We start from the raw sequence: 24,377 nt of genomic DNA, 5'->3' as shown, positions 1-24,377 counted from the left end.
TTCGCWGAAAAAGCGCCACTGGCATTGGGTATTGCATCATTGCTATTTGGTTTCCCGATCTTTTTTGATGCGGGCCTAATTGTGATGATGCCGATTATATTCAGTGTGGCCAAACGCTTTGGCGGCTCACCATTAAAATACGCACTGCCATCTGCAGGTGCATTCGCTGTTATGCATGCTTTTGTGCCGCCACACCCTGGACCTGTTGCCGCAGCTGATTTGCTTGGGGCGAACATAGGCATGCTACTAATGATTGGTATTTTAGTGGCGATCCCAACCTGGTATATAGGGGCTTATTTGTTTGGCTTATATGCAGGCAAGAAGTTTGATATTCCTCTATCTAAGGTCTTCTTAAGTTCTGAGACCGTGATTGACCCTGCTAAAAAGCCTAAGTTCATTACTGTATTAATGATCTTACTGTTGCCAGTATTGCTGATCTTCCTAGATACAGGCTTAAACACCTTGAGTGTTGCTGGCGTGATAGATGGCAGTGCCACTTGGGTTGAAAGCCTACGAATGCTAGGTAAAACCCCCATTGCATTGCTAATAACCTTGTTAGTTTGTCTTGCTGTGTTTGCCAAAGACTATGGGATGAAGCATCTTGAAAAACTTTGTGGTGATTCGTTAGCACCTATTTGTGGCGCTATTTTGGTTACAGGTGCTGGTGGCATGTTTGGTGGCGTTTTACGTGCCAGCGGTATTGGTGAAGCGCTGGCAGGTGCTTTAGAAAATACAGGGATGCCTCTTATTGTCGCAGCGTTTGTCATTGCAACGTGTTTACGTGTAGCGCAAGGTTCTGCAACCGTTGCTTTAACCACTACAGCAGCCTTGATTGCACCAATGGTGGCAGCAACCTCAGGACTAACTCAATTTGATTTATGCTTTATCGTGATTGCGATTGCCGGTGGTTCGACAGTGTTATCTCATTTCAATGATTCGGGCTTTTGGCTAGTGGGTCGTTTGATGGAAATGGATGAGAAAACCACTTTAAAGACCTGGACCGTGATGGAGACATTACTTGGGACTATCGCCTTTATTATTGTGGGCGTACTGAGCATGATTATTTAGTCTGCTTCAGGCTTTTAAATCGTTAAGCCAGTATTAATCGATTAGATAATGATAGGAAGGAGCAGCAATGCTCCTTTTTTATTAGCTTATTGTTATTGACACATTTTTGAACAAATACCTACATTTCAAGTGATTGATTAGACGGTTCTTTCTGCTATGCTGCCTGCGCTGATAAAATTATTAAGGAATGATGATGAAACGTTTATCTGTAGTAGCAAGTGCAATATTAATGGTTGGTTTATCTTTTAATGCCGCAGCCGAAGAGCAAAAGGCCCGCGATACAGGTTGGTATGTGGGTGGTGAACTGAGTAATGTGCAACTGGATGTCGGCAGTTTTGACGATTCAGGTGCAGGTTTTGGCGCTTATGGTGGTTATAATTTCAATCATTGGTTTGGCATTGAAGGAAAGTGGGTGCTGACAAATGATCTACAAGATGGTCGTGTTGATCTTGGTCTAGCCGTGTTTTCAGCAGCGCCGAAATTTACTTGGGCTATCAATGACACTTTTTCTGTTTTCGGTAAAGTGGGCTTAGCGATTCGCGCACTCGAAGTTGATCCTGATTACGATTATGACGAAGGCTTTGATACTGCCGATTGGAGTGGTGTTAATGTGCTTTACGGTGTTGGTATAACTGCCGCCGTTTCCGAATCTCTGCGTTTACGTTTAAGTTATGATTATGCCAGTGGTGATTTAGATTCCGATCGTTCTGAATTGCTAGATATTGATGCTGACACTTCGCAGTTAGCATTAGGGCTGCATTACCAGTTTTAAGCTTGGCGCTCTTTAACAAAAATAAGATAAAGCGAGTGAAAATAAAAAGGATAGCTCTCGCTATCCTTTTTCTGTTTTAACGGTTGCCGTAAATTAATCCATTTCTAATTCTTTTAATTTACGCGTTAAGGTGTTTCGCCCCCAACCTAAGCGTTTTGCTGCTTCTTGTTTATGGCCTTGAGTATGCTTAAGCGCTGTTTTTAATAATATCCGCTCAAAGGCTGGTTGAACTTCGGTGAGTAAGTCACTTTCGCCAGCAGCTAATTTTTCATCTATCCATTGGGTTAACGCCACTTGCCAATCTGATACACCATTGACTCTTTCGCCAGCACTGACAGGATCTTTTAATAACTCTGTCGGCAAATCTTGAGGCAGAATTTCTTGGCCAGAAGCCATTACAGTTAACCAACGACAAGTGTTTTCAAGTTGCCTGACGTTACCTGGCCATGGCAATTGTTCTAACTTGGTTGCGGTTTCTTTGGTGAGTACTTTAGGTTCAACACCAATTTCTTTAGCTGCAGAGACGAGGAAGTGTGTTGCTAGTTGAGCAATGTCTTCACGGCGCTGGGATAATGGTGGTAGATGAACTCGAATAACATTGAGACGATGGAATAAATCTTCACGGAAGTCACCTTTTTGCACGAGTAACTCTAAATCTTGGTGAGTTGCGGCAATGATCCGAACATCGACCTGCACTGCAATATGACCACCAACACGATAAAATTGCCCATCAGCAAGCACTCGTAATAAACGAGTTTGCACATCAAGAGGCATATCACCGATCTCATCTAAAAATAAGGTCCCACCATTGGCTTGCTCAAAGCGGCCTTGGCGAACATTAGCCGCGCCAGTAAAGGCGCCTTTTTCGTGGCCAAATAATTCTGACTCGATAAGATCTTTAGGAATCGCAGCCATGTTAAGTGCGATAAATGGGCTGTCTTTTCGCGGGCTATGCTTGTGCAGCGCGCCAGCGACGAGTTCTTTACCTGTACCTGATTGTCCATTAATGAGCACACTAATCGATGAGCGAGAAAGGCGGCCAATGGCTCTAAACACTTCCTGCATGGATGGCGCTTCACCAATAATTTCAGGTGTTTTAACCACTTCTGGTTCTGCACTTGGTGCAGGAACTTGTTCTGTTGCATGGGTTAGTGCACGCTCAACTAAAGCAATGGCTTCATCGATATCAAACGGTTTGGGCAAATACTCAAATGCGCCAGCTTGGTAGGCGCTAACGGCACTGTCTAAATCTGAATGCGCAGTCATGATGATCACAGGAATGTGCGGGTAATGCATTTGTAAGCGATCAAGCAGGGTAAGCCCATCTGTACCTGGCATACGAATATCTGACACAATCACAATGGGTTGCGAGATTTCTAATGCTTGCCACAGTGACTCTGCGGCAGCAAAACTGGCAGTAGAAATTTTAGCCCCAAGTAGGGCTCTTTCTAATACCCAGCGAATTGAGCTGTCGTCATCGAGGATCCAAACTTGTTCGCTTATACTCATGTTACTTCCTCTATAGCCATCAATGGCATGTTATTGTAATGGCAGGATAATAGTAAATTCTGTGTGTCCTGGCGCCGATACGCAATCGATTCGACCTCCGTGTAATCGAGCGATATTGTGTGCGATTGAAAGCCCTAAACCTGATCCTTCCTCACGTCCTGTCACCATCGGGTAAAACAGAGTATCCAACAACTCGGCAGGGATCCCAGGACCGTTATCAATAATGGATAACGCTAGCACTAACTTGAACCTTTGAGTGCCAATAGTGACCTGATGTTGAGTTCGAGTTCGAATTAAAATTTCTCCCCCGTCCTGCTCTAAAGCTTGAATTGCATTCTGGACAATATTAAGCACGGCTTGTTGCAGTTGGTCGGCATCCATACTCATATCAGGAATGGAAGGGTCGTAATCGCGAGAAAGAGTGACCTTTTCGGGTAAGGTTAACTCAATCAATTTTAATACTTTTTGTACCACTTGGTGGATGTTGTGCTCAGTGTGCTGAGTGGGACGCTGTGGTCCTAATAACTTATCGACCAAGTTGCGTAATCTATCAGCTTGCTCAATGATGAGATCGGTAAATTCTTTTAATTCAGGTTCAGCGAGTTCTCGTGAAAGTAGTTGGGCAGCACCACGAAGCCCCCCTAAAGGGTTTTTAATTTCATGGGCAAGGTTACGTACTAAAAACTGTGCAGCTTGTTGTTGTGCATCGAGATTAAGTTGCTGATGAATCCGGTGTTGTTGATCCACCTGTCGAAGCTCTAATAAGCTTAAGTTATCTTCGCTTTCCATAGGGCTTAGGGTGATATCAATAATATGGTGCACGCCATCTAACGTTATGAGCGCAGCAGTATTGACAGTAATGCCTTGGTTGGCATTGACTGAATCAATAAGTAATTGATTTTCAACCCCCATAAACTGATAAAGCTCTGGGAGGCGCTGTTCAAGTAGCTTGTTTGCACCAACACCAAGCAGTTGTTCTGCTGCAGCATTGGCGTAACGAGGCCGTAATTCGCTATCAATAACGAAAACTGCGGTAACTAAATGATTCAGCAGATTATTTGTGTCCATCAATTGTCCTGCATTATGAGGTTGCACCATCATGTTGCACCGATTTGGTGCGTTGTGCAACTTATTCTACATCGACAATCAAATCACAAATTTTTGAACTAAATAATACTATCTATATGAATAATATATTATTTATTAAGTTCTAGGTGTTGGTCTAGTCTTATTTAGAATCGATGCCTGATGTAGAAATATCTTTCTAGCAGAACTAGATGCAAGGACTTTGCCGTTTTGGGTCAAAATTTTAACCACTAAATTATGTTCGCCGCGATTCACTTCGGTGACATTAAATATTGCACTGGGTTGAGGTTGACCATAAAGGATGTCGTCAATATATAAAGCAAGCAGGTAACCTTTTGGTAATTCAGGTGCGGCGCTGGCCACAACAGTGAAATTACCTTGGTTATTACGGATGGTTTCTTCTTGAGTTGGGTTAACAATGCGCACGCGATAGGTGATAGGCTCAGCGCTTTTTTTCATCACTTCAGTTTCAGTCGGAATACTGACTGAAATATTATTTTGAGTGTTTGCACTTAAATCAACAGCTTCAGCGTTCTCTTTGGGCTCGTCACTATAATGGACTTTACCGTTTTCATCGACCCAACGATAAACGGTTGCATGGCTGTTTGAGATAGCCATACTAGATAAAATCAGGCTGATAATTAGGCTAGTCATTAAACTGGTCATTAGAGTCGAGCGCATTGGAGGTTCCTTCACCTTAGCTTTATTCAGTTTAATACTAGCCTCTTTTTAACAAAAAATCAGCAATTACTAGTGGACCGCTTTAGTTCATTACAGACATAAATATCAGCTAATTACTTGTACTGGCAGCGATATTCACTCACTTCAGATGTACGGATCTTAAAGTTAACATTGGCGTCTAGCTCAAATAGATTTCCTGCGGCAATGGTTTTCCATTCAGTGGCTTCTGGCAATAAAACCTCAAATTTACCTGCGGTAATATTCATGATTTCTGCTTGTGTGGTATCGAAATCATACTCTCCAGGCAATACGACGCCTAAGGTTTGATGACTGCCATCAGTGAAATGAATGGTGCGGCTGATGACTTTGCCATCAAAATAAACATTGGCTTGTGTGGCCACATTGACCTGATTAATTACGCTCATTACTGCTCTCCTGTTGGATAGGCTCAAATTTAAATAAGGTTATATGTTAATGAATATAAATGCATTTAACTTGAATATAAAATAATGAAACGTTATAGGTTAGATAGAAAAATAAACTTGATGAATATGACGCTTTAATTTTGAGAATGAGTAAGTTATAGGCAATAAAAAACCCGCCTTAGCGGGTTTTTTGAATCATTTAATATGATTAATAACGATTAAGAACCACGGTTGTGACGCTTACGCTCGTTTTCAGTTAAGTAACGCTTACGAACACGAATGTTCTCAGGTGTTACTTCTACTAATTCGTCATCATCGATGAACTCAAGCGCTTGCTCAAGTGTCATTTCGATATGCGGAGTTAGTACTTGTGCTTCATCAGTACCTGATGCACGCATGTTAGTAAGTTGCTTACCTTTCAGACAGTTAACTGTTAAGTCATTTGCACGAGCGTGTAAACCTACTACTTGACCTTCGTAAACTTCAGCAGCGTGACCAATAAATAGGCGACCACGTTCTTGAAGGTTAAACAATGCGAATGTCAGTGCTTTACCAGTTGCGTTAGAAATCAATACGCCACGAGCACGTTGACCAATATCGCCACCTTTCACTGGACCGTAATGGTCGAATGAATGGTAAATAAGACCAGTACCTGATGTAGCAGTCATGAATTCAGTTTGGAAACCGATTAAACCACGGCTAGGAATAACGAAATCGATACGTACACGACCCTTACCATCTAGCTGCATGTCGCGCATGTCACCCTTACGAGTACCAAGCTTCTCGATAACACTACCTTGATGCTCTTCTTCAACATCAACAGTTAGTGTTTCGTATGGCTCACACATTTCGCCATCGATTTCTTTTTCGATAACTTCTGGACGTGATACAGCTAACTCGTAACCTTCACGACGCATGTTTTCAATCAAGATACCTAAGTGTAATTCACCACGGCCTGAAACACGGAAACGATCTGGAGATTCAGTTTCTTCAACACGTAATGCAACGTTATGAATTAACTCTTGTTCTAGACGTTCTAGGATATTACGTGAAGTAACATACTTACCTTCTTTACCAGCAAACGGTGAAGTGTTTACTTGGAAAGTCATGGTTAGCGTTGGTTCATCAACAGTTAACGCAGGCAGTGCTTCAACAGCAGTTGGTGCACAGATAGTGTCAGAAATCTTAAGCTCGCCTAAACCGGTAATCGCAATGATATCGCCCGCGTTAGCTTCTTCTACTTCGTGACGGTCAAGACCCATGTAACCTAATACTTGGCCCATTTTACCGTTACGTTTTTTGCCATCAGCGCCAACAATAGTTACTTGTTGGTTAGTTTTGATGCTACCACGCTTAATACGGCCAATACCGATAACACCTACATATGAGTTGTAATCGATTTGAGAAATTTGCATTTGGAATTCACCTTCCGCATCAGCGTCAGGAGAAGATACTTTCTCAACGATAGCTTGGAAAAGTGGTGTCATGTCTTCGCTTGTTTCATCAGGATCTAATGTCGCGAAACCATTTAATGCAGAAGCGTAAACGATAGGGAAATCTAACTGTTCGTCAGTAGCACCTAAGTTGTCGAATAAATCGAATACTTGGTCAATAACCCAATCAGGACGAGCACCAGGACGGTCAATCTTGTTGATAACAACGATTGGCTTAAGGCCCTGTGCGAATGCTTTTTTAGTTACGAAGCGAGTTTGTGGCATTGGGCCATCAACTGCGTCTACTAATAATAAAACAGAATCTACCATAGATAGAACACGCTCTACTTCACCACCGAAATCGGCGTGACCAGGAGTGTCTACGATGTTAATACGGTAGTCGTTCCATTTGATGGCAGTATTCTTAGCCAGAATGGTGATACCACGTTCTTTTTCAAGATCGTTAGAATCCATTACACGTTCTGCGGCTTCGCCTCGACTTTCAAGGGTGCCTGACTGAGCCAATAGCTTGTCTACCAAGGTCGTTTTGCCATGGTCAACGTGAGCAATAATGGCGATGTTACGTAAATTCTCTAACACGGATAAAACCTCTATACCATCAAATAAAAAATAGGAGTTTATAGGGGCTAATAAGTATAGCCACTATAAAAAAGCGTGCCATTCTACTCCACCAAGGCCTGAGTAGATAGGATTATTTTTGAACACTTGTTTTTTTGTAAAAATTTAAACCTTAAAGATAGAAGATAAAAATCAAAAAGGATCATAATGCCGCAATAAAGTGACGCTTTAATGAACTAGATCAATTAAGCACGCAATACGATTGCACTGAAATGGACTTTTGCACCATTAGTGCGCATATTGGTGCACCGAAGTTGTGCGTTATTGGCGTTGTATGAAACTAAGATATTTTTATTGGAATAAAAATCAGTGACTTATCTTTCTGGCATGGAATTCGCTTTTAACTGAACAAATTCGAACAGCAGATATTACATCTGACGAATAACAAGATTACATTAAGGGACAACCCTTTACCCTACCGGAGGCTTAAGAATGTCAGTTGAATCAATCCTAAAACAAATTGAAGAACTAGAAGTTAAGTTTGTAGATTTACGTTTTACAGACACTAAAGGTAAAGAGCAGCACGTCTCTATTCCTTCTCATCAAGTGAACGAAGACTTTTTTGAAGATGGCAAAATGTTCGATGGCTCATCTATCAACGGTTGGAAAGGCATCAACGAATCTGACATGGTATTAATGCCAGACCCTTCTTCTTTCTTATTAGATCCTTTCACTGAAGAAGTAACTGGTCTTATTCGTTGTGACATTTTAGAGCCAGCTACAATGACTGGTTACGAACGTGACCCACGTTCAATTGCTAAGAAAGCTGAAGAGTACCTAAAGTCTACTGGTATTGCTGACACAGTATTAATTGGTCCAGAGCCAGAGTTCTTCTTATTTGATGACGTTAAGTTTGGTACTGACATGTCAGGTACTTTCGTTAAAGTTGATGCGAAAGAAGCTGCATGGAACTCAGGTACTAGCTACGAAGACGGCAACACAGGTCACCGTCCATTCGTTAAAGGTGGTTACTTCCCAGTTGCACCAGTTGATTCATCACAAGATATTCGTAGTGCAATGTGTCTAATTCTTGAAGAATTAGGTCAAGTGGTTGAAGCGCATCACCACGAAGTTGCTACTGCTGGTCAAAACGAAATTGCTACACGTTTCAACACGCTTTCAAACAAAGCTGATGAAATCCAAATCATGAAGTATGTGGTTCATAACACTGCTCATGCATACGGTAAAACAGCGACATTCATGCCTAAGCCAATTGTTGGTGATAATGGTAGTGGTATGCACGTTCACCAATCTTTAGCTAAAGACGGTGTTAACTTATTCTCTGGCGACAAGTACGCTGGTTTAAGTGAACTCGCTCTTTACTACATTGGTGGTATCATCAAGCACGCTCGTGCATTGAACGCATTCACTAACCCAAGCACTAACTCTTACAAGCGTCTTGTTCCTCATTTCGAAGCGCCTGTAATGCTAGCTTACTCAGCGCGTAACCGTAGTGCTTCAATCCGTATCCCAGTGGTACCAAGCCCTAAAGCACGTCGTATCGAAACACGTTTCCCAGATCCAACCGCTAACCCATACTTAGCATTCTCTGCATTGCTAATGGCTGGCCTTGACGGTATCCAAAACAAGATTCACCCAGGTGAAGCAATGGATAAAGATCTATATGACCTACCTGCTGAAGAAGCGGCTGAGATCCCACAAGTTGCAACGTCTCTAGAGAATGCACTAGAGAACTTAGCAGCTGACCACGAATTCTTAACTAAAGGTGATGTATTCAGTAAAGACTTTATTGAATCTTACATTGCACTTAAGTCTGAAGAGTGTGAGCAAGTATCTCGTACTACTCACCCAATGGAATTCCAACTTTACTACTCTCTATAAGTAGAAGTTGTTTAACGCAGATGCAGTTTGATTAAACTCAGCTGCCGTTAACGAAAAAGCCCTTACTGGTTTCAGTAAGGGCTTTTTTATTGGTCGTTTATAATAGCTAAATGTAAATAACCTCGTCATATTAGTTTAAACTTTGTTCAACTGTGCTATCTATAGTGTATAGATAAGCAGCAGCTAAGGAATTGTTATGAAAGTAAGATTACCGAGTTCGTTATTCAGGTTAGCTTTTGGAATTTTGATGCTTTGGTTGCTGCCTTTTTTTGCACAGGCGCTTGAGTGGCCACAAGAAGTTGATACTAAACTCGGCACGTTAGTGGTTTACCAACCACAGCCAGAATCCCTTAACGGTAATGTATTACAAAGTCGTGCAGCGATGTCATTTGAGGTAAAAAATCAACCAGATCCCGTATTTGGTGCATTTTGGTTTAGTGCCCGAATTGATACCACTGACGATGTAACAACGGTGCGTAATATTCAGGTGACTGAAGTGCGCTGGCCATCTTCAACAGAAGAAGATCAACAGACCTTTACCGATACCGTTTCAGAGGCATTAGCCACTACAAGCTTTGAAATCTCAATGGAGCGATTGTCAGCCAGCTTAGAAACGGCTGAGCAAGAAAAACGCAGCTTAGATAATATAAATAATGATGCGCCTGAGATTATCTTCAGTTCTACCTTGAGTGTTTTGCTGTCTTACGATGGTGAGCCACAATTTAGGGAAATCGAAAATAGCCCTTATGAACGCATTCTCAATACCCCTTTTGCGGTTGCCCGTGACACCCAGTCGAAAAAACTCTATTTAAGTAGTGGCACATATTGGTATGTCGCTGAAGATCCTATGGGGCCATGGCAAGTCACATTGTATCCTCCTGAAGATTTGGTCAGCATGGTGAATACCGAGGAGGATGAACCCGCTAAAAGCACTGCCAATGCGCCGCATATCATTACCTCTGATACCCCTACGGAATTGATAGCAACTGATGGCTCGCCCAATTGGCAAAGTTTAATTGATGGCAAGCTACTTTATGTAAGTAATACCGAGACAGCTTGGATCCGCGAAACATCATCAGGTGATATGTATGTATTACTGTCAGGTCGCTGGTTTAAATCAAAAAAACAAGCTGGGCCGTGGGCATTTGTGCGCGGGGATAAATTACCTGAAAGCTTCAAAGATATTCCGCCAGAATCAGATATCGGTGGTTTAAGAGTGTCAGTAGCGGGCACTGATGAAGCAAATCAAGCCATGCTAGATGCGCAAATTCCGCAAACAGCAGCGATTAAACGTGACGAAGCCAAACTTGAGGTGGAATATGATGGCGAGCCTAAATTTGAGGCGGTAACAGGCACTTCAGTTTCTTACGCTGTTAACACTTCAACCCAAGTTTTATTGATCAACAAAGTCTATTACGCCGTCGACAATGGGGTGTGGTTTACATCTGCATCAGCAAAAGGCCCTTGGATTGTTGCTGATGATATTCCGAATGAAGAAATTGCAAAAATCCCGGCAAGTTCACCTGTCTATAACACCACTTACGTACAAGTTTATGACTCAACTCCGGAAGTGGTCTATGTAGGTTATACCCCAGGCTATATGTGGTCTTATCCATATTATGGCGTGCCTATTTACGGTACGGGTTGGTATTACCCGCCATATTGGGGGCGTTACTATTATCCTCGTCCACCGACCTGGGGCTTACATGTAGGCTATAACCCTTGGACTGGCTGGAATGTGGGCGTGAGCTGGAGTAATGGATTTTTCCGTGCTGGTGTTGTTTGGGGAGGTGGCTACGGCTATCACCGTCCATATCGATGCTGCAGTGGCTATTATGGTGGTGGATACCGTCGCCCTGTGGTGATTAATACAGGCAATATTAATATTGGTAACAGTATTAGTGTGGGTAATAGAACTAAGGTGTCTAATCGAATCAATTCTACCAATATTAATGGTAATAGAATTGGTAAGCAGAATAATTTGTATAACCGCCCAGCCACTCGGGATCGTTTAGCGAGCCCTGCTGTCGCCAATAAGAACTTGAAAAAAGCCACTTACAATAAGAACCGCAGTAATGATGTGTTTGCTGATAAACACGGTAATGTGGCTCGTGATAATCAAGGTAAGTGGGAGAACCGCAGCGATGGCAAGTGGAATACGGCTCCTGCTACTCGGGACTTGAGCAAGCCCACGAATATCAGTAAACCTAGTAACATCAGTAAACCTAGCACGTTGCCATCCACTCGTCCGTCGACGTTACCTTCGTCAAGGCCGTCAACGATGCCTTCTTCACGTCCATCGAATATGAATAACTCAATCAATCGTAGTCGTCCAAGTGGAGGGTTTGATCATCAAAGCTTGAATCGCTCTCGTCAAGCCCGTCAATCAGGTATGGCAAGAGAAGGGCGAGGACGCGGCCATCGTTAAACTGGTGCTATAGTATATAAAGCCTGCAAGTTGCAGGCTTTTTTATTATTCTGACTATTAAGTGCAATATCTAGCAGCACAACCTTTAAATGGACCTAATTTATGTGGAATGCCCTTCAAGCTTATCGATCTTCAATCATTTTATTATCTGCTTTACTGCTTGGCGGGTTACTTGGGTTTGTATTGCCCGAATTTGCCATTAAGTTGAAACCTATAGGGCAAATTTTCCTGAATCTATTGTTTATGATTATCGTGCCTTTAGTGGCAGTAAGTGTGATGGCATCCATTGCGAGAATGACAGATTTAAAAAAACTAGGCTCAATTCTCGCATCGATAATGGGGGTGTCAGTGGTCATGGCGATGATTCCTGCCATCGGCATTGTCTTATTGGCACTTGCATACGATCCAGCTCAAGGCGTCACGCTGGAACTGAGCGAAACGGTCGAAACTGCTGGCAGCATGGACTTTGTGAGTTTACTCACTACTAATGACTTTGTTGGGTTGCTATCAAAATCGAATATTTTAGCGCTGATCATCATGTCGGTTATTAGCGGCATTGCTATTGGTCAGTCGGGTGAAGATGGTTTAAAAGTATCTGCGCTGCTAGATAGCTTAAATACCGTCATCATGAAGATTATTGCGATATTAATGTATCTCGCTCCATTAGGTTTAGGAGCTTATTTTGCCGCCACTATGGCAAGCCAAGATGCAGAATTAATGGGTACGTTTGCAAGGGCTGTTGGGCTATTTTTAGTCGCAACCCTAATTTACCTAACTTTGGGTTCAACCCTATACGCTTGGGTCGGCGGAGGTTTCAGTGGCGTTAAACGTTTTTGGCAGAATATGCTTGAGCCCGCTGTCACAGCATTAGGTACTAGTTCGTCTTTAGCGACCTTGCCTGTCAATATCAGAAGTGCAGGCAAAATGGGCTTAAATGAACAAATTGCCGAAATTAGCTTGCCATTATTAGTGAATCTTAATAAAGGCGGTGCAGCGATGATTACCGCTTTGAAAATAGTGTTTATCTACTCGCTATTAGGAATGGAATTTACCAGTGATGTGTTCATGCTAACAATATTGATTTCAGTTTTATCGGCATTTGTGATTGGCGGAGTGCCTGGGGGAGCGTTTCTTGGTGAGATATTCATTGTCACCACTTTAGGATTACCTTTAGAGGTGATCCCAATTTTAGTGGTACTAGGCGCAATAACAGATGCGGCATCAACAGTGATTAATGTGGTGCATGATTTAACGGCAACCCAAATTATTGAGCGTATCAATGGTAAACACTACCAATCTGAATCCAATTCCACTGATTCACAGAGCTAATCCCATCATTTAATTGATGGTTTGGCATCATTAATTATCACTCTCATCTTGTGTTGGATCAGCACTGCAACGATTTGGCTGCAGTGTTTTTCATTAAGGCATTAATTTTTGAAGATTTCATAATTAACTTAGCCTCAATATGTGTTTTAGAGTAACTATTCAGATTTGTAAGCTTATGGTTGAACACTCTTTGAGCGTATGTAACAATGCGCCCCTTAATTTGTAACAATTATTTGCAGGTTAAAATGGTAGGCATTAGTAGTGATCATGCCGCGTGATAAAACAATTGAAACGTCATCATTAGACGCATTGATAAGATAACCTGAGCATGGAATCTCGATGAAATTACCTTTTCGCCATTTATTATTTTTGGTGATGATACTAACGTCACTTATCCCTATTACAACAATTTCATTGTGGTCTGCTAATTCAGCCCTCGAAAACGAATACAACATGGTGCATGACAAGCATTTGTTACTTGCCCAAAATATCACTAAAGCATTGAATCGTTATGCCATGGATGCACTGGCAATATTCACGACTGTGACTAATATTAATAATAACCAAGGTGTTGCTAAGGATATGTTTACCTTACTTAATACCATTGATGTTGTGTCTATCGGTGTATTTAATCAGCAAGGTCAACGTGAAGCGGTCGTGTATGGTGAAGCGCAGTCTCAACCGTTAAGTTTGACAGACCCAGCTAACCCATTTGAATTGTCGGATTTATCTCAAGCACATTTTACGCCTATTCATAAGAATGGGGTTAAACAGCCAACCTTGTATATGATCCGCCAAACAGCAGATATGCGAATTTGGTTGGCCACGATGAATGCGACGTATATTGAGCAATTACAATCTGCAGTTATCTTTGGCAATAAAGGTCATGCAGCCATAGTTGATAAGCAAGGTAATGTATTAGCTCACCCTAATAGGCAGTGGCAAGCCGAGGCTAAAAACATCAGTAAAGTGAGCATTGTGCAGCAGATGATGAATGGGGAAAGTGGAGTTAGTCAGTTTTATTCACCAGCGGTAAAAGCTGACATGATTGCAGGCTTTGATGTGGTACCAATCACTGGTTGGGGCGTAATGATCCCACAACCCTTAATCGAGTTAGATCAGAGTGCATTTATTGTTATCAAATTTACCTTATTAGTGGCACTCGTGTCGCTGATAGTATGCAGTATTTTTAGTTGGTGGATCGTTGGTCTCATCACTCGCCCAATTGATATTTTGACTGCGAAAACTCGAGATATTACAGATGTCAGTGCTAAGGGGATTCAACGTCATCCTCGCGGATTCCATACCGCTGAATTTGCCAAGTTATTTGATAGCTTTAGGCAAATGTCATTAGAGATAATTAACGGCCGTGAAGAGTTAGAGGTCAGGGTTGCTGACCGCACTGCTGACTTAGCAGAAGCTCAAGCGAAAGCGCTGCACTTGGCTAATCATGATGCTGTGACTGGTTTGGCAAATCGAGTTGCTATTCGGTTTAAAATTGCTGAATTATTACAACAGAACAAGCACTTTTCATTACTGTTTATTGATTTAGATAGCTTTAAAGGCGTAAACGATCAGCATGGTCATCGCATCGGTGATGAGTTACTAAAAGCACTCGCAGATAAGGTCAATAAACACTTATTTATTCATGATATTTTAGCGAGATACGGTGGTGATGAGTTCATTGTTTTGATGCCAAACATGGATTCGATTTCAGCTGCTGAATGCGCTGCAGAAAAGTTACTGCAATTGTTTTCGCAACCTGTGATTATTGAAGATAAAGTCATTGCTATCAGTGCTTGTATTGGTTTGGCATTGTCTAATGGCACAGATAAAGATACCGACAGTTTAATTCATCGTGCAGATACCGCCATGTACCAAGCTAAGCACCAAGGTAAAAATCAAGTGACGGTTGCTAGGGCCTGTTGATCTTTCGAGGTTGTTTTTGCAGCGAATTGTTGGTCATTTGTACAAGGCAGAGACTTTGTGGTGTAGTTATTCTACATAAAAAGTCGATAACGCAGTAAAAATGACCAACAAACGCTGCCCGAAGGGTTCGACTAAAAGCGTTTTACCCTTTGTTGAATGCATCTTTGTGAATAAAAGGTGCTTAGATGACTAGGCATCAATTCATTCGCCTCGATTAAAACGCTTTTATTTCGAACAAAACTTAACCAGCAAAGATCAACAGGCCCTAGTTAGCAATATGGATAAGATAAAATTCTGGTGTTGTAAGGAAAGACTATGCTTGCAAGAAAAACAGACGCTACGGTTAATATGAAATACTACGTCAATGCTAATGCTTCATTTTGTGCTAAAAACTCAAAAAATCTCTCAAGTGGTTTTACCTTAATTGAGCTAGTTGTGGTCATTATCATTTTGGCGGTACTGGCTGTCATTGCAGCGCCTAAGTTTATTTCGTTAAAAGAAGATGCTTACGCAGGACAAATGCAAGGAGTATCTGGTGCGATTGGAAGTGCAAAAGATTTAATCTACGCGGCTTGCGTGCTCAGTGCTGATTGTGATGAAACTGAAGGACCAGGTAACGGAAATACTATTGAGGCTGAAGGACAAAATATAACATTAGCCTATGGTTATCCAAGGCAGACGGAAGCAGGTATTGCTCGCGCAATTAATATTGTGGACGGAGAGGACTTCGAAATTACCTCGTTTTCTATTAACCCACTAACGGGTTTACGGATTAGACCTGCAGCCGATTACTCAGTGAATGATTGCGAGATACGATATTCAGAGCCAAAAGCTATTGGGGAAATACCAATAGTTGCAAGAGACTTAGACGGTTGTTAGCGTTTGATTATTTAGCCTAAATTGACATTAACCCAGTAAAAATGGATTTTTACCCAATGAATCGATTGTTCATAGCGTTGGTTTTGCTTTTGATGCTGTTGAGTCATCATGCTGCTGCAAATGTATTTAATACTGTTGTGAACATCCAGTGTAACCATTGCACTTCAAATCAAGCATACCGCCAAGCCGCTTTATCAGCCCTAAAAGACAGAGAGCAAAAAGTCGTTAATGTGATTAATTTTAATCAATTCGATGTGCGCAAATTTGATGTCAAAAAATTGCTAGTGGAAGTATGCAGTGACTATGGAAAGTCTGCGACTAAAGGTTACTGTAAAATGGAAGATGGCTCATTGGTAATGTCATTGAAAGTCACTAATATTGCGCGCGAGCAGGTCATTTTATTGGCTGAATCATTATATCAAATGGACTTTTTTAAAAGCCAATATATACAGGTTGATCCTCAAGTCGCTAACACGGCTTGGGAGTTGATTGAGAGTAGTCATGTTATCGGCAAGGTGATGTTTAATTGGCAACAAGAATACCAATATGAATATTCAGCATTTCAGACAAACTGGCAACAAGGTGAGTTAGCAAGCCTTCAAGCTAATATGCCGTTGAAAAACTTATCTCCTCCAATTGTTGTTACCTTTGCTGACGGCTCAGAGAGCTATGCTGAAGTCGATTTTATTGATACGGACAATCAGTTACATTTTAGGTTTTTGCAGATTAAAGATGCTAACAGTAATCACCTTGTTTTAGGCCAGGAAAAACTATTTACATTAGGCGATAAGTTTCAGTTTGAGTCGCAGCAAAGTCATGACTTTATCAAGATGAAACAGCTTGTTGAATTGAGTGGATTTATGGTTGAAACCCAAGAAACACTGACAGGGATCAGTGCTTCTGTTGTGCCATGCTCATCGAGTGAAAATAGATGTAAATTGGGTTATTAATCGCATTTGATAGGCAATATTATGATGACTTTAGGCGCTGGATTACAGCGCTTAAAAAATAAAATAAACCAACAATAAAAAAGATAACAATCCACCACATATCACTGGATAAATAATGTAACCGTCAGTGGTTCTTTTCGCTCTTTTAGTGCACAGTTTGCCTAGAATTAAATTAAACCCTAGCAATAGAGCTAAGGTTAATAGCCCTTGCCTAAAGGTCATTCTACTGATGGTTGTAGTGGTGTAAATGAGTAAAAACCATTCGAGTAATATCAAATACAGGAAGATTTTTTGAAGGCCATCAGGTCCTTTTCTTTTATCTCTGGTCCGCACAATACCTCCCTATCTTTATGTAGGAAAAACGCTGCAAAATAAATCGGTGAATCATTGAGATTTCTGGTTGTTGATCTCAATTAATAGCTTGTTTATTTTGTCCTGATCACTCGACTTCCACTTACCGCCGATAAAGTTCAACCTTTGGTTTACTGGGTATTGACGCATGATGGTGAACGCAAAAAAAGATTGTTTTACTTCAACCCAAATGACTTGATTTAGCTTGAGTGTTGCTGGCGTAATCAATCCTACGCCGCTTAAGCTAATATCTTTGATATTCGCGATGCCAATCTCTTCCATGAGAAACCAGCCTTTTTTATGCAGTTTTACACTGATACCATCACAAGCTTGCGAGAGCTCTTCTGAAGAATCCCGTAGGCTCAGTCTGATATGGTCGCGGTTATCAACCTTAATTGGTTCAGATGAGTCAGTACGCGGCTCACGGGCAATAAATTCGGCACTGGCTTTATGTTCTTCAGTCATTAGTTTGGATACCGCATTCTAGGCATATTGTCTTCAGCTGCTTGTATCGCTTTATCGACTTTGCCACTAATATTACTGTTGCCCTCGGAGTGGCGACTTTGAAGTCCAGTCATCATTCTGAGGTTTTCTTCTGCTTCTTGCGTTAGCACCAGTAACTCGATTCGGCGGTTAGCTGCCGCAGCAGGATCATCCAGTACATAAGGAGATTGATCTGCCATTCCTGTGACTTGGACAACTTGTTTATAGTCAATACCGCCAGCCTCAAGTATCCGTCTTGCTAATAATGCTCGCTGGCTAGATAGTTCCCAATTAGTAAAGGTACTGCCTGCAAATGGCAGTGAATCGGTATGGCCTGAAATGCTTAACCCATTATTGATTTGCCCAAGTAGTGTGCCTAAAGCGATAAGCAAGTCTTCAAAATACGGCTGAATTTCAGCACTTCCACGGGTAAACATAAATTGTTCAACGTTATCGTGTACTAAAATCCGAATACCTTGAGGCACAATCTGTAAGTCCACATTGGCATTCATATTGACGCTGGAAATAATCTGGTCCAACTCTTTGGCTAATACTTCAAGCTGGGCTTGGGTTTCAAATTGGCCTGGCAGCATAGAGTTAAGCTCAACTCCGTCACCCGAAGGAGATGACTGCTCTCCTAGAGCATGGCGCTTGCTAATTGCGATTTCACTTTTACCTTGCCCTGAGGTTGGCACGATTGAAGTTTCGATACTCATACCGCCATCTAGATCAATAATCGAAGAAGAGTTACTTAAATCGAATGGATTAATAGGGCCTGAAGAATACATGTCACCTTTAAGATATTGCACAATCAAAGTTCGCTCTCTTTGATCGGCCACTTGCATGATCCACAACACCATAAACAGTGCCATCATCGCGAGAGTGAAGTCTGCAAAAGCCACTTTCCAGGCGCCACCATGGGCTGCGTGTTTTTTCTTACGCTTTTTCCGGCTGATAATGACCGGTTCTTGATGAATTGCCATTAGCCACGTTGCTCCTCAATCCAGCGCTCAAGTTCAATAAATGAAGGACGGTTCTCTGATTGAATTTGTTTACGGCCGGCATCTAAAGCTAGCATTGGGGGTTTGCCTTTAGCGAAAGCACATAGCGCTGCTGCCACACATCTAAGTTGCGAAGTTTTGCGGTCAACTAAATGTTCAAGGGATTTTGAAAGCGGGTCGAAGAAACAGTAACAGGCAAAAATGCCAATAAAAGTACCCACCAATGCTGCTGCGACTTTGACACCAATCATGGTAATAGGACCATCAATATTAGACATGGTTATAATGATGCCCATGACCGCCGCTAGAATACCAAAGCCAGGCATGGCTTCTGCGATTTTGGCTAAGGCATGGGAAGGGCGAAGACTGTCTTCTTCAATGCGTTCTATTTCTTCAGCAAGCATGTGCTCTAAGTCATGTGGAGATAGCTTGCCAATTGATTGTAAACGAAGGTTATCGATTAGGAATTGCAGTACATGAGGGTGCTCAAGTACCGCAGGGTACATCAGGAATAGTGAGCTTTCGTTCGGTTTATCAATATGCTCATCAAGGACTTTAAGGCCTTGAGATTGAATTTGGCTCATTAACATACCCATTAAGCCAAATAATTGCGGGTAGAGTTCAGGATCTTCTTTATCGGTAGAGAAAACAGTTTTAACTTGGTCAACCATTTCATCTAAAACTGAACGAGGTGAAGCAATAATTAATGCACCCAGTCCAGCTCCAAAAATAATCAATATTTCAGCAGGTTGCCATAATGAGGTTAGGCTGCCTCCAGCCCATACATATCCACCAAATACTGAAAAAATAATGATCGATATCCCAATTAACTTGCTCATATTTCCTGCCTGGTATTATCGCTCCCACTGTTGATATATGTTCTGAAGGTTCATAATAGCCTGTTTATGTAGTTGGCATATTCGAGTTTCAGTTAATCCAAGAGTCGCAGCGATTTCTTTTAAATTAAGTTCATGTTGATAGTAAAGCGACAGGATTACTTGCTCTCTTTTGTTTAATTTTGAAATTGCCTTAAATAAAGTGTCTTTATTGGTTAATTGCTCAATAAAACAACTTTTGTCCTTAAAATTGATTCCATCTGTTAACAACTCATCTAGACTTTTCATCGACTCAGATTGAGTCGCAAATAGACGATCTCGATACTGCTCTTTATTTAGGCCTAAACATTCAGCGACTTCTAAATCTGTAGGTTCACGGCCTAATTCTCGGATCAGTTTTCTTACGGTATCGTTGAGCTCATGGGCTTGCTGTCTCACAGGGCGTGGGCGCCAATCTTGACGACGTAACTCATCTAAAATTGCACCTCGGATCCTTTGCCCTGCAAATGAAATAAACCCATTGTCATATTCACCAGGGTAACGCCTTGCTGATTCTAGTAAGGCCATCATCCCTATCTGTTCCATATCCTCTATGGCCAATGCAGCGCCGCAATGTGTCCTTAAGTGCGAAACTGACTTTTTAACTAAAGGTAAGTATTGCTTCATGACTTGCGCTTCAGATAATCGATGGACATTTTTCTCATCGAACGCTTCTTGATACGCTAATTGACCCGGTTGCATATGGCAGTCTCTCTTTATTGGACAACCATTCTGGTAAACAGAACGTCATCTAATTCAATGGCAAAATTATTTTCATTTAGTACCGTTGCTAGTAATACCTGAGCTTCTTTTTGTAGTAATTTAAGGTGGTTATTAGCCTGAAGTTGTTCGTAATCTTTTTCAGCAAACATCACCATTAAGGCGTTTTTGATCAACGGATCTGCTTCGCGAATTGTCTGGTCTGCATTTTCTGAACGAGTTTTTAACGCCATTTCTAGCAACAAGTAATGAGAAGTGTCTTTTCCTGGCACAGAGAAAATAAATTTCTCTAATGGATAGAATTTTGCGACTTTAGGAGCTGGCTCAAAAGCGCCGAATGGCTCGCCAATGATTTCTGGCGACTTCCAGCCGACATAGAACATTCCCGCTGACCATGTTAGGAAAACGAGACTTAATACACTGAGTTTTCCGACTTTTTTATTACCAATAGCCATTGCTTATTTTCCTTTTTAGGCGAGTAAATCAACCTGATCTTGTTGAGTTAATTCAGTGGCTTGGTTTTGCTCACTTGATTGAAATTCAATATTGTTATTGTGGATCTGTGGTGCTTGTTGATGCTGCGCTTGTTGTTCTGGCTGAGATTGACCTAAGTCCACATCAATCTGTCCGCCATGATCCATGGCTAACTCCATACGCAAACGATCTAACCCCATAAGTAATGCATCTCTAACCGCTGGATTAGCAGCGTGCATTTGCACGTGCAACCTGTCGCCATCGAGTCTGATATTCAGCTCAACTTTGCCAAGTTCTGGGGGATCTAACCTGAGTTCAGCCGATTTAATCTGCTGATCTATTTGAAACCTGAGTTGATCTCTTAGCGGAGACATCATTTCATTGGCTTGTTGGAGCATTGGCGCAGATTGAGACACTGAAACAGGTCCCCACTGGCTGACACTTTGGCCTTTAGTATTGGTTTGAGTTAGTTGGTTAATGACTTGATTAATACTGTCTAATTCAGCGTTGGCAGCATCGGTGACATTGATAACAGCAGGCTGAAAATGAGCTTGACCAGAGACAGTCGTTGCAACTGACATAGGAGCTTCAGCTGTTGTCTGCAAACTGTTCTGAGCTATGGAATTTGAAGATAATCCATTTTGAGCTGGGAGTGATGATTGAGTCCCTTGCATTGATAGCACTGATGCTTGCGGATTAAATCTCGCATTCATATCAGTATGGTTTGCGCTCATATTGCCTGCTTGCTTATGTAAACTTGCTAGCAATGCCGAAAGTTCAGGGCTAAGTGGCTTAGCCTGTGCCGATGCTAGATTAGATAAATCAGCTGCAGTGCCAATGTCTGATTTAGGCGCAAGAGTGATTTGATCATTCAGAGTATTAAGCAGTTGAGGGTGCTGCTTTAACTCAGCCATAAGATGTTCAGGAATAGATGATATTGCAGCTGGCTGAGATGAAATTGTCTTTACTAAGCCTGATTGAGAGGCTTGGTTTTCTGGCATCACAAATCCCATGACTCCATGTTCATTCATTTCTGAATCAAGTGGGCGCATTGGTTGTTGAGATGAGGAGCTCGCTGCCCCTGTTACTGAAATTAAATTTGGCATGTAACTAATCATAAATTTCACCACACAGACTGGTCAGCTTGTAAGCTGAAATGCCATCTTTAGTTGCTTGGAACTGTTTCATTTCTTTACTGAGAGATTCTTTCTCAGCATTCGCTTGCGCAATCACCTGTTGATGAACTTTAGCTAAGGATTGTCTTGCTAATAGCTGCGACTTTGTTTTAGGTTTACCTTGAACGGTGAGCGCCATCATCATTAACTCGTTCACCTTTTCTACTTTTTTCCAATCTTTTAAATTGGCGTATTTCACCAGGGCAACTTCAAATTGTTGCCACTGGCTAGTTGAGGTTGGCCCAGCCGGCTCTGACATCGGTAATAACCTTAATTACGGGGGTTAGCTCTGTGATGCTATTTTCAACACTAGCAGTCACTAATTGGCGACTACAGTAGTCGTATAAGCGATTTAGCGTGGTGGCGACTTCGCCACCATTTTCAAGATCAAGCATGGAATCTAGACCATGAACAATGTTGAGACATTTATTGACGCTTTTACCTTTATCTTCAAAGCTTTGTCGTTCCATATAGCCACTGGTTCGCTCAATTTCTTCCAACAATCCATCCAGTAACATACGTACCATTTCATGGGGATTTGCCGAGGCGACTCTGGCATCTAACGTGGTTTGCTTATAAGCATTAAAAGGATCATATTCGTTCAACATTGTTCATTTATTCCTAATTAAAATAGGCCACTAGCAGTGTTTAGCTTGTTAATGGTGTTTTCCATTGCGGTAAATTGGGCGAGTAAAATTTGGTAGCGTTGACTCATTTGGTTATCGTGACGAGTCATGTTGTCTTCGATTTGCTCTACTTGAGAGTCGAGATTTTTCTGTTTTAAATCGATGTAGCCGTTGTTTTTAGTAAACGGATCAATAATCGAATTAATGTTATCGATGTAGCCACCATCGGCAGTAAACATTTCTTTGATAGAAGCTGAGTCACTGTTAATAGCTTGAGATAGTTTGTCATCATCAACAGATAACTTGCCATCACGGCCCATTTCAATACCGATATCCGAAAGGCGCATGCCATTAGGTGCTTCATTGAAGATGGCATTACGGACACTGTTTTGCAGCATACGCAGACTAGAATCACCTTTTAGGATCCCTATCTGGTCTTCACCAACAGATGAGTTCTCATCGTCATCATCTTCATCATCGTCATCAGTTTCTTTATCATCATTGATATCGTCTAAAACCGAACTGCCCATTGAACGAGTCAGTTGATTTAGTTGGGTCATTAATTCGTTGAAAGAATCGACGAAGTCATTAACGGCTTTTTCAGTGCCTTCAATATCGTTAGCAATAGTTATAGTGGCGCTTTCGCCTACAGCGTGGGCTTTTTTAAGCTCAATATTGACACCATCAATTACGTTATCTAGGTAGTTTGTACTGCTAGTGATATCGATGCCGTTGAGGGTAAACTCTGCGTCTTGTGCCTTTATTCTTTCTTGAGTACCCCAGTCAACACCATTCATTTCCATCGTAATGGTGCTATCAGCGCCAGTTTCTTCAGAGGTAAGCATTAACTCAACTTGACCACCAGTTCGCACTAATGAGGCTTGAACCCCCGGATTATCTGGATGGTTGTTAATGGCGTCACGTAGATCGGCAACGGTGCGAGTACCTGTCGAGTTAAGTTCAGCCATATCAATTTCAATGGTATTACCACCGACATCAATGCTGACTACACCTGTTGTTGGTAGAATTTCATCTTCGCTTGCAAACGACTTGGTGATTTGGTGAGCTTGAGCAAGTTGCTTCACATATAAATCGTACACACCTGTTGGTGCGTCACTGTCTACTGTGATGGTGGCACTATCATCGCTAATTTCTGAACTTTTGCCTTCAAAAGCATCATCACCCAAATTGTCCAAGTTACTGGTCATTTGATTTAGGGTACGTTCTAAAATTTTATAAGCATCAATTTGTGCTTTGCTGTTGTCTAAGTTGTTTTTAAATAAAACATCTTTACTCATTCGCTCTGCAGCAACTAATTGCTCGGCAAATGAGGCGGCACTCATACCTGAAATCATGGCAACTCCTATTGTCTAACGGACTTAAATGGCAATCTTTATGCCAATGGTTAAGTTATTGTTTAATAGCTATTTGTTGTTTTTTCGATTGTTATGTCGGTTAGACAACTTCCGTTTTGTGCAACACAATGGAAGCTGAGCTTCCGTTTGATTCACCGAGTGTCGAAAAAGAATTTATAACAATGAATAAAGGCGACAGGGATAACTGACGGCTAAAGTTTTATTAGTGTTTTTTACTAATAAAATTAGCGTGTTGGGGGATTTATTCTTAAAAGTTTGAAAAAGGCATTACATTGGTTGATCTAAAATTAAAAGGACCATAAGGCCCTTTTTGTAGACTAAATACG

General features: G+C 41.6%; 23 protein-coding genes. 8 read left to right on the top strand and 15 right to left on the bottom strand.

Going from position 1 to position 24,377, the window contains the following annotated elements; translation table 11 throughout:
* Positions 1-1,068: GntP family permease (locus tag FNZ24_RS00760; protein ID WP_153912505.1), on the top strand; the 1,068-nt coding region annotated here is incomplete at its 5' end.
* Positions 1,069-1,261: 193 nt separating this feature from the next.
* Positions 1,262-1,840, top strand: coding sequence for an outer membrane protein (locus FNZ24_RS00755; RefSeq protein WP_153912504.1), 579 nt, complete (start codon positions 1,262-1,264; stop codon positions 1,838-1,840).
* Positions 1,841-1,933: 93 nt separating this feature from the next.
* Here the strand turns inward: FNZ24_RS00755 and glnG are convergent, their stop codons facing one another.
* The 5 genes from glnG to typA form a co-directional block, all read right to left on the bottom strand.
* Positions 1,934-3,349, bottom strand: a complete 1,416-nt coding sequence (glnG, locus tag FNZ24_RS00750) for a nitrogen regulation protein NR(I) (RefSeq protein ID WP_153912503.1) — start codon at positions 3,347-3,349, stop codon at positions 1,934-1,936.
* 30 nt (positions 3,350-3,379) lie between these two features.
* Complete coding sequence (glnL, locus tag FNZ24_RS00745) at positions 3,380-4,417, bottom strand: nitrogen regulation protein NR(II) (protein ID WP_153912502.1); 1,038 nt, start codon at positions 4,415-4,417, stop codon at positions 3,380-3,382.
* A 135-nt stretch (positions 4,418-4,552) separates the two neighbouring features.
* Complete coding sequence (locus FNZ24_RS00740; RefSeq protein ID WP_228768318.1) at positions 4,553-5,116, bottom strand: DUF4124 domain-containing protein; 564 nt, start codon at positions 5,114-5,116, stop codon at positions 4,553-4,555.
* 113 nt (positions 5,117-5,229) lie between these two features.
* Positions 5,230-5,541 carry a pyrimidine/purine nucleoside phosphorylase gene (locus FNZ24_RS00735; RefSeq protein WP_153912501.1) on the bottom strand — a complete coding sequence of 104 codons (312 nt, stop codon included), beginning with the start codon at positions 5,539-5,541 and terminating at the stop codon, positions 5,230-5,232.
* 218 nt (positions 5,542-5,759) lie between these two features.
* Complete coding sequence (gene typA / locus FNZ24_RS00730; RefSeq protein ID WP_153912500.1) at positions 5,760-7,574, bottom strand: translational GTPase TypA; 1,815 nt, start codon at positions 7,572-7,574, stop codon at positions 5,760-5,762.
* Positions 7,575-8,045: 471 nt separating this feature from the next.
* Between typA and glnA the strand changes: the two genes are divergently transcribed.
* From glnA to FNZ24_RS00700, 6 genes are all read left to right on the top strand, one after another.
* Entirely contained in the window at positions 8,046-9,455 is a 1,410-nt protein-coding gene (glnA, locus tag FNZ24_RS00725) for a glutamate--ammonia ligase (RefSeq protein WP_153912499.1), read from the top strand.
* Between the two features lie 196 nt (positions 9,456-9,651).
* On the top strand, positions 9,652-11,883 hold the full coding sequence (locus tag FNZ24_RS00720; protein WP_228768317.1) for a carbohydrate-binding family V/XII: 2,232 nt from the start codon (positions 9,652-9,654) through the stop codon (positions 11,881-11,883).
* A gap of 102 nt (positions 11,884-11,985) precedes the next feature.
* On the top strand, positions 11,986-13,212 hold the full coding sequence (locus FNZ24_RS00715; RefSeq protein WP_153912498.1) for a dicarboxylate/amino acid:cation symporter: 1,227 nt from the start codon (positions 11,986-11,988) through the stop codon (positions 13,210-13,212).
* A 339-nt stretch (positions 13,213-13,551) separates the two neighbouring features.
* Positions 13,552-15,141: a diguanylate cyclase domain-containing protein gene (locus tag FNZ24_RS00710; RefSeq protein ID WP_153912497.1), complete on the top strand. Its 1,590-nt coding sequence runs from the start codon at positions 13,552-13,554 to the stop codon at positions 15,139-15,141.
* Between the two features lie 315 nt (positions 15,142-15,456).
* Complete coding sequence (locus tag FNZ24_RS21860; protein WP_153912496.1) at positions 15,457-16,020, top strand: type II secretion system protein; 564 nt, start codon at positions 15,457-15,459, stop codon at positions 16,018-16,020.
* Positions 16,021-16,076: 56 nt separating this feature from the next.
* Complete coding sequence (locus FNZ24_RS00700; RefSeq protein ID WP_153912495.1) at positions 16,077-16,970, top strand: hypothetical protein; 894 nt, start codon at positions 16,077-16,079, stop codon at positions 16,968-16,970.
* 51 nt (positions 16,971-17,021) lie between these two features.
* On the opposite strand, the gene FNZ24_RS00695 is transcribed toward FNZ24_RS00700, so the two are convergent.
* The 10 genes from FNZ24_RS00695 to fliD are packed head-to-tail and all read right to left on the bottom strand — an operon-like array spanning position 17,022 to position 24,030.
* A complete protein-coding gene (locus FNZ24_RS00695; protein ID WP_153912494.1) occupies positions 17,022-17,303 on the bottom strand; it encodes a hypothetical protein in 282 nt (93 codons plus the stop codon).
* Between the two features lie 51 nt (positions 17,304-17,354).
* Positions 17,355-17,786 carry a hypothetical protein gene (locus tag FNZ24_RS00690; protein WP_153912493.1) on the bottom strand — a complete coding sequence of 144 codons (432 nt, stop codon included), beginning with the start codon at positions 17,784-17,786 and terminating at the stop codon, positions 17,355-17,357.
* Complete coding sequence (locus FNZ24_RS00685; RefSeq protein ID WP_153912492.1) at positions 17,786-18,787, bottom strand: flagellar motor protein MotB; 1,002 nt, start codon at positions 18,785-18,787, stop codon at positions 17,786-17,788. The genes FNZ24_RS00690 and FNZ24_RS00685 overlap by 1 nt, the downstream gene beginning before the upstream one ends.
* Positions 18,787-19,644 carry a flagellar motor stator protein MotA gene (gene motA / locus FNZ24_RS00680; protein WP_153912491.1) on the bottom strand — a complete coding sequence of 286 codons (858 nt, stop codon included), beginning with the start codon at positions 19,642-19,644 and terminating at the stop codon, positions 18,787-18,789. The genes FNZ24_RS00685 and motA overlap by 1 nt, the downstream gene beginning before the upstream one ends.
* Before the next feature lie 15 nt (positions 19,645-19,659).
* Entirely contained in the window at positions 19,660-20,382 is a 723-nt protein-coding gene (locus FNZ24_RS00675; protein WP_153912490.1) for an RNA polymerase sigma factor FliA, read from the bottom strand.
* Between the two features lie 14 nt (positions 20,383-20,396).
* On the bottom strand, positions 20,397-20,855 hold the full coding sequence (locus FNZ24_RS00670) for a flagellar basal body-associated FliL family protein (protein WP_153912489.1): 459 nt from the start codon (positions 20,853-20,855) through the stop codon (positions 20,397-20,399).
* Between the two features lie 15 nt (positions 20,856-20,870).
* Positions 20,871-21,980: a flagellar hook-length control protein FliK gene (locus FNZ24_RS00665; RefSeq protein WP_194944960.1), complete on the bottom strand. Its 1,110-nt coding sequence runs from the start codon at positions 21,978-21,980 to the stop codon at positions 20,871-20,873.
* Positions 21,981-21,984: 4 nt separating this feature from the next.
* Entirely contained in the window at positions 21,985-22,308 is a 324-nt protein-coding gene (locus tag FNZ24_RS00660) for a hypothetical protein (protein ID WP_153912487.1), read from the bottom strand.
* Positions 22,277-22,657 carry a flagellar export chaperone FliS gene (gene fliS, locus FNZ24_RS00655; RefSeq protein WP_153912486.1) on the bottom strand — a complete coding sequence of 127 codons (381 nt, stop codon included), beginning with the start codon at positions 22,655-22,657 and terminating at the stop codon, positions 22,277-22,279. The genes FNZ24_RS00660 and fliS overlap by 32 nt, the downstream gene beginning before the upstream one ends.
* A 17-nt stretch (positions 22,658-22,674) precedes the next feature.
* Complete coding sequence (fliD, locus tag FNZ24_RS00650) at positions 22,675-24,030, bottom strand: flagellar filament capping protein FliD (RefSeq protein WP_153912485.1); 1,356 nt, start codon at positions 24,028-24,030, stop codon at positions 22,675-22,677.
* Positions 24,031-24,377: the final 347 nt, after the last annotated feature.

This window comes from Shewanella sp. TC10 (genome assembly GCF_009663145.1).
Taxonomy (GTDB): Bacteria; Pseudomonadota; Gammaproteobacteria; order Enterobacterales; family Shewanellaceae; genus Shewanella.
The sequence above is the reverse complement of the archived record's forward strand: the minus strand, read 5'-3'. Positions and strand labels throughout refer to the sequence as shown.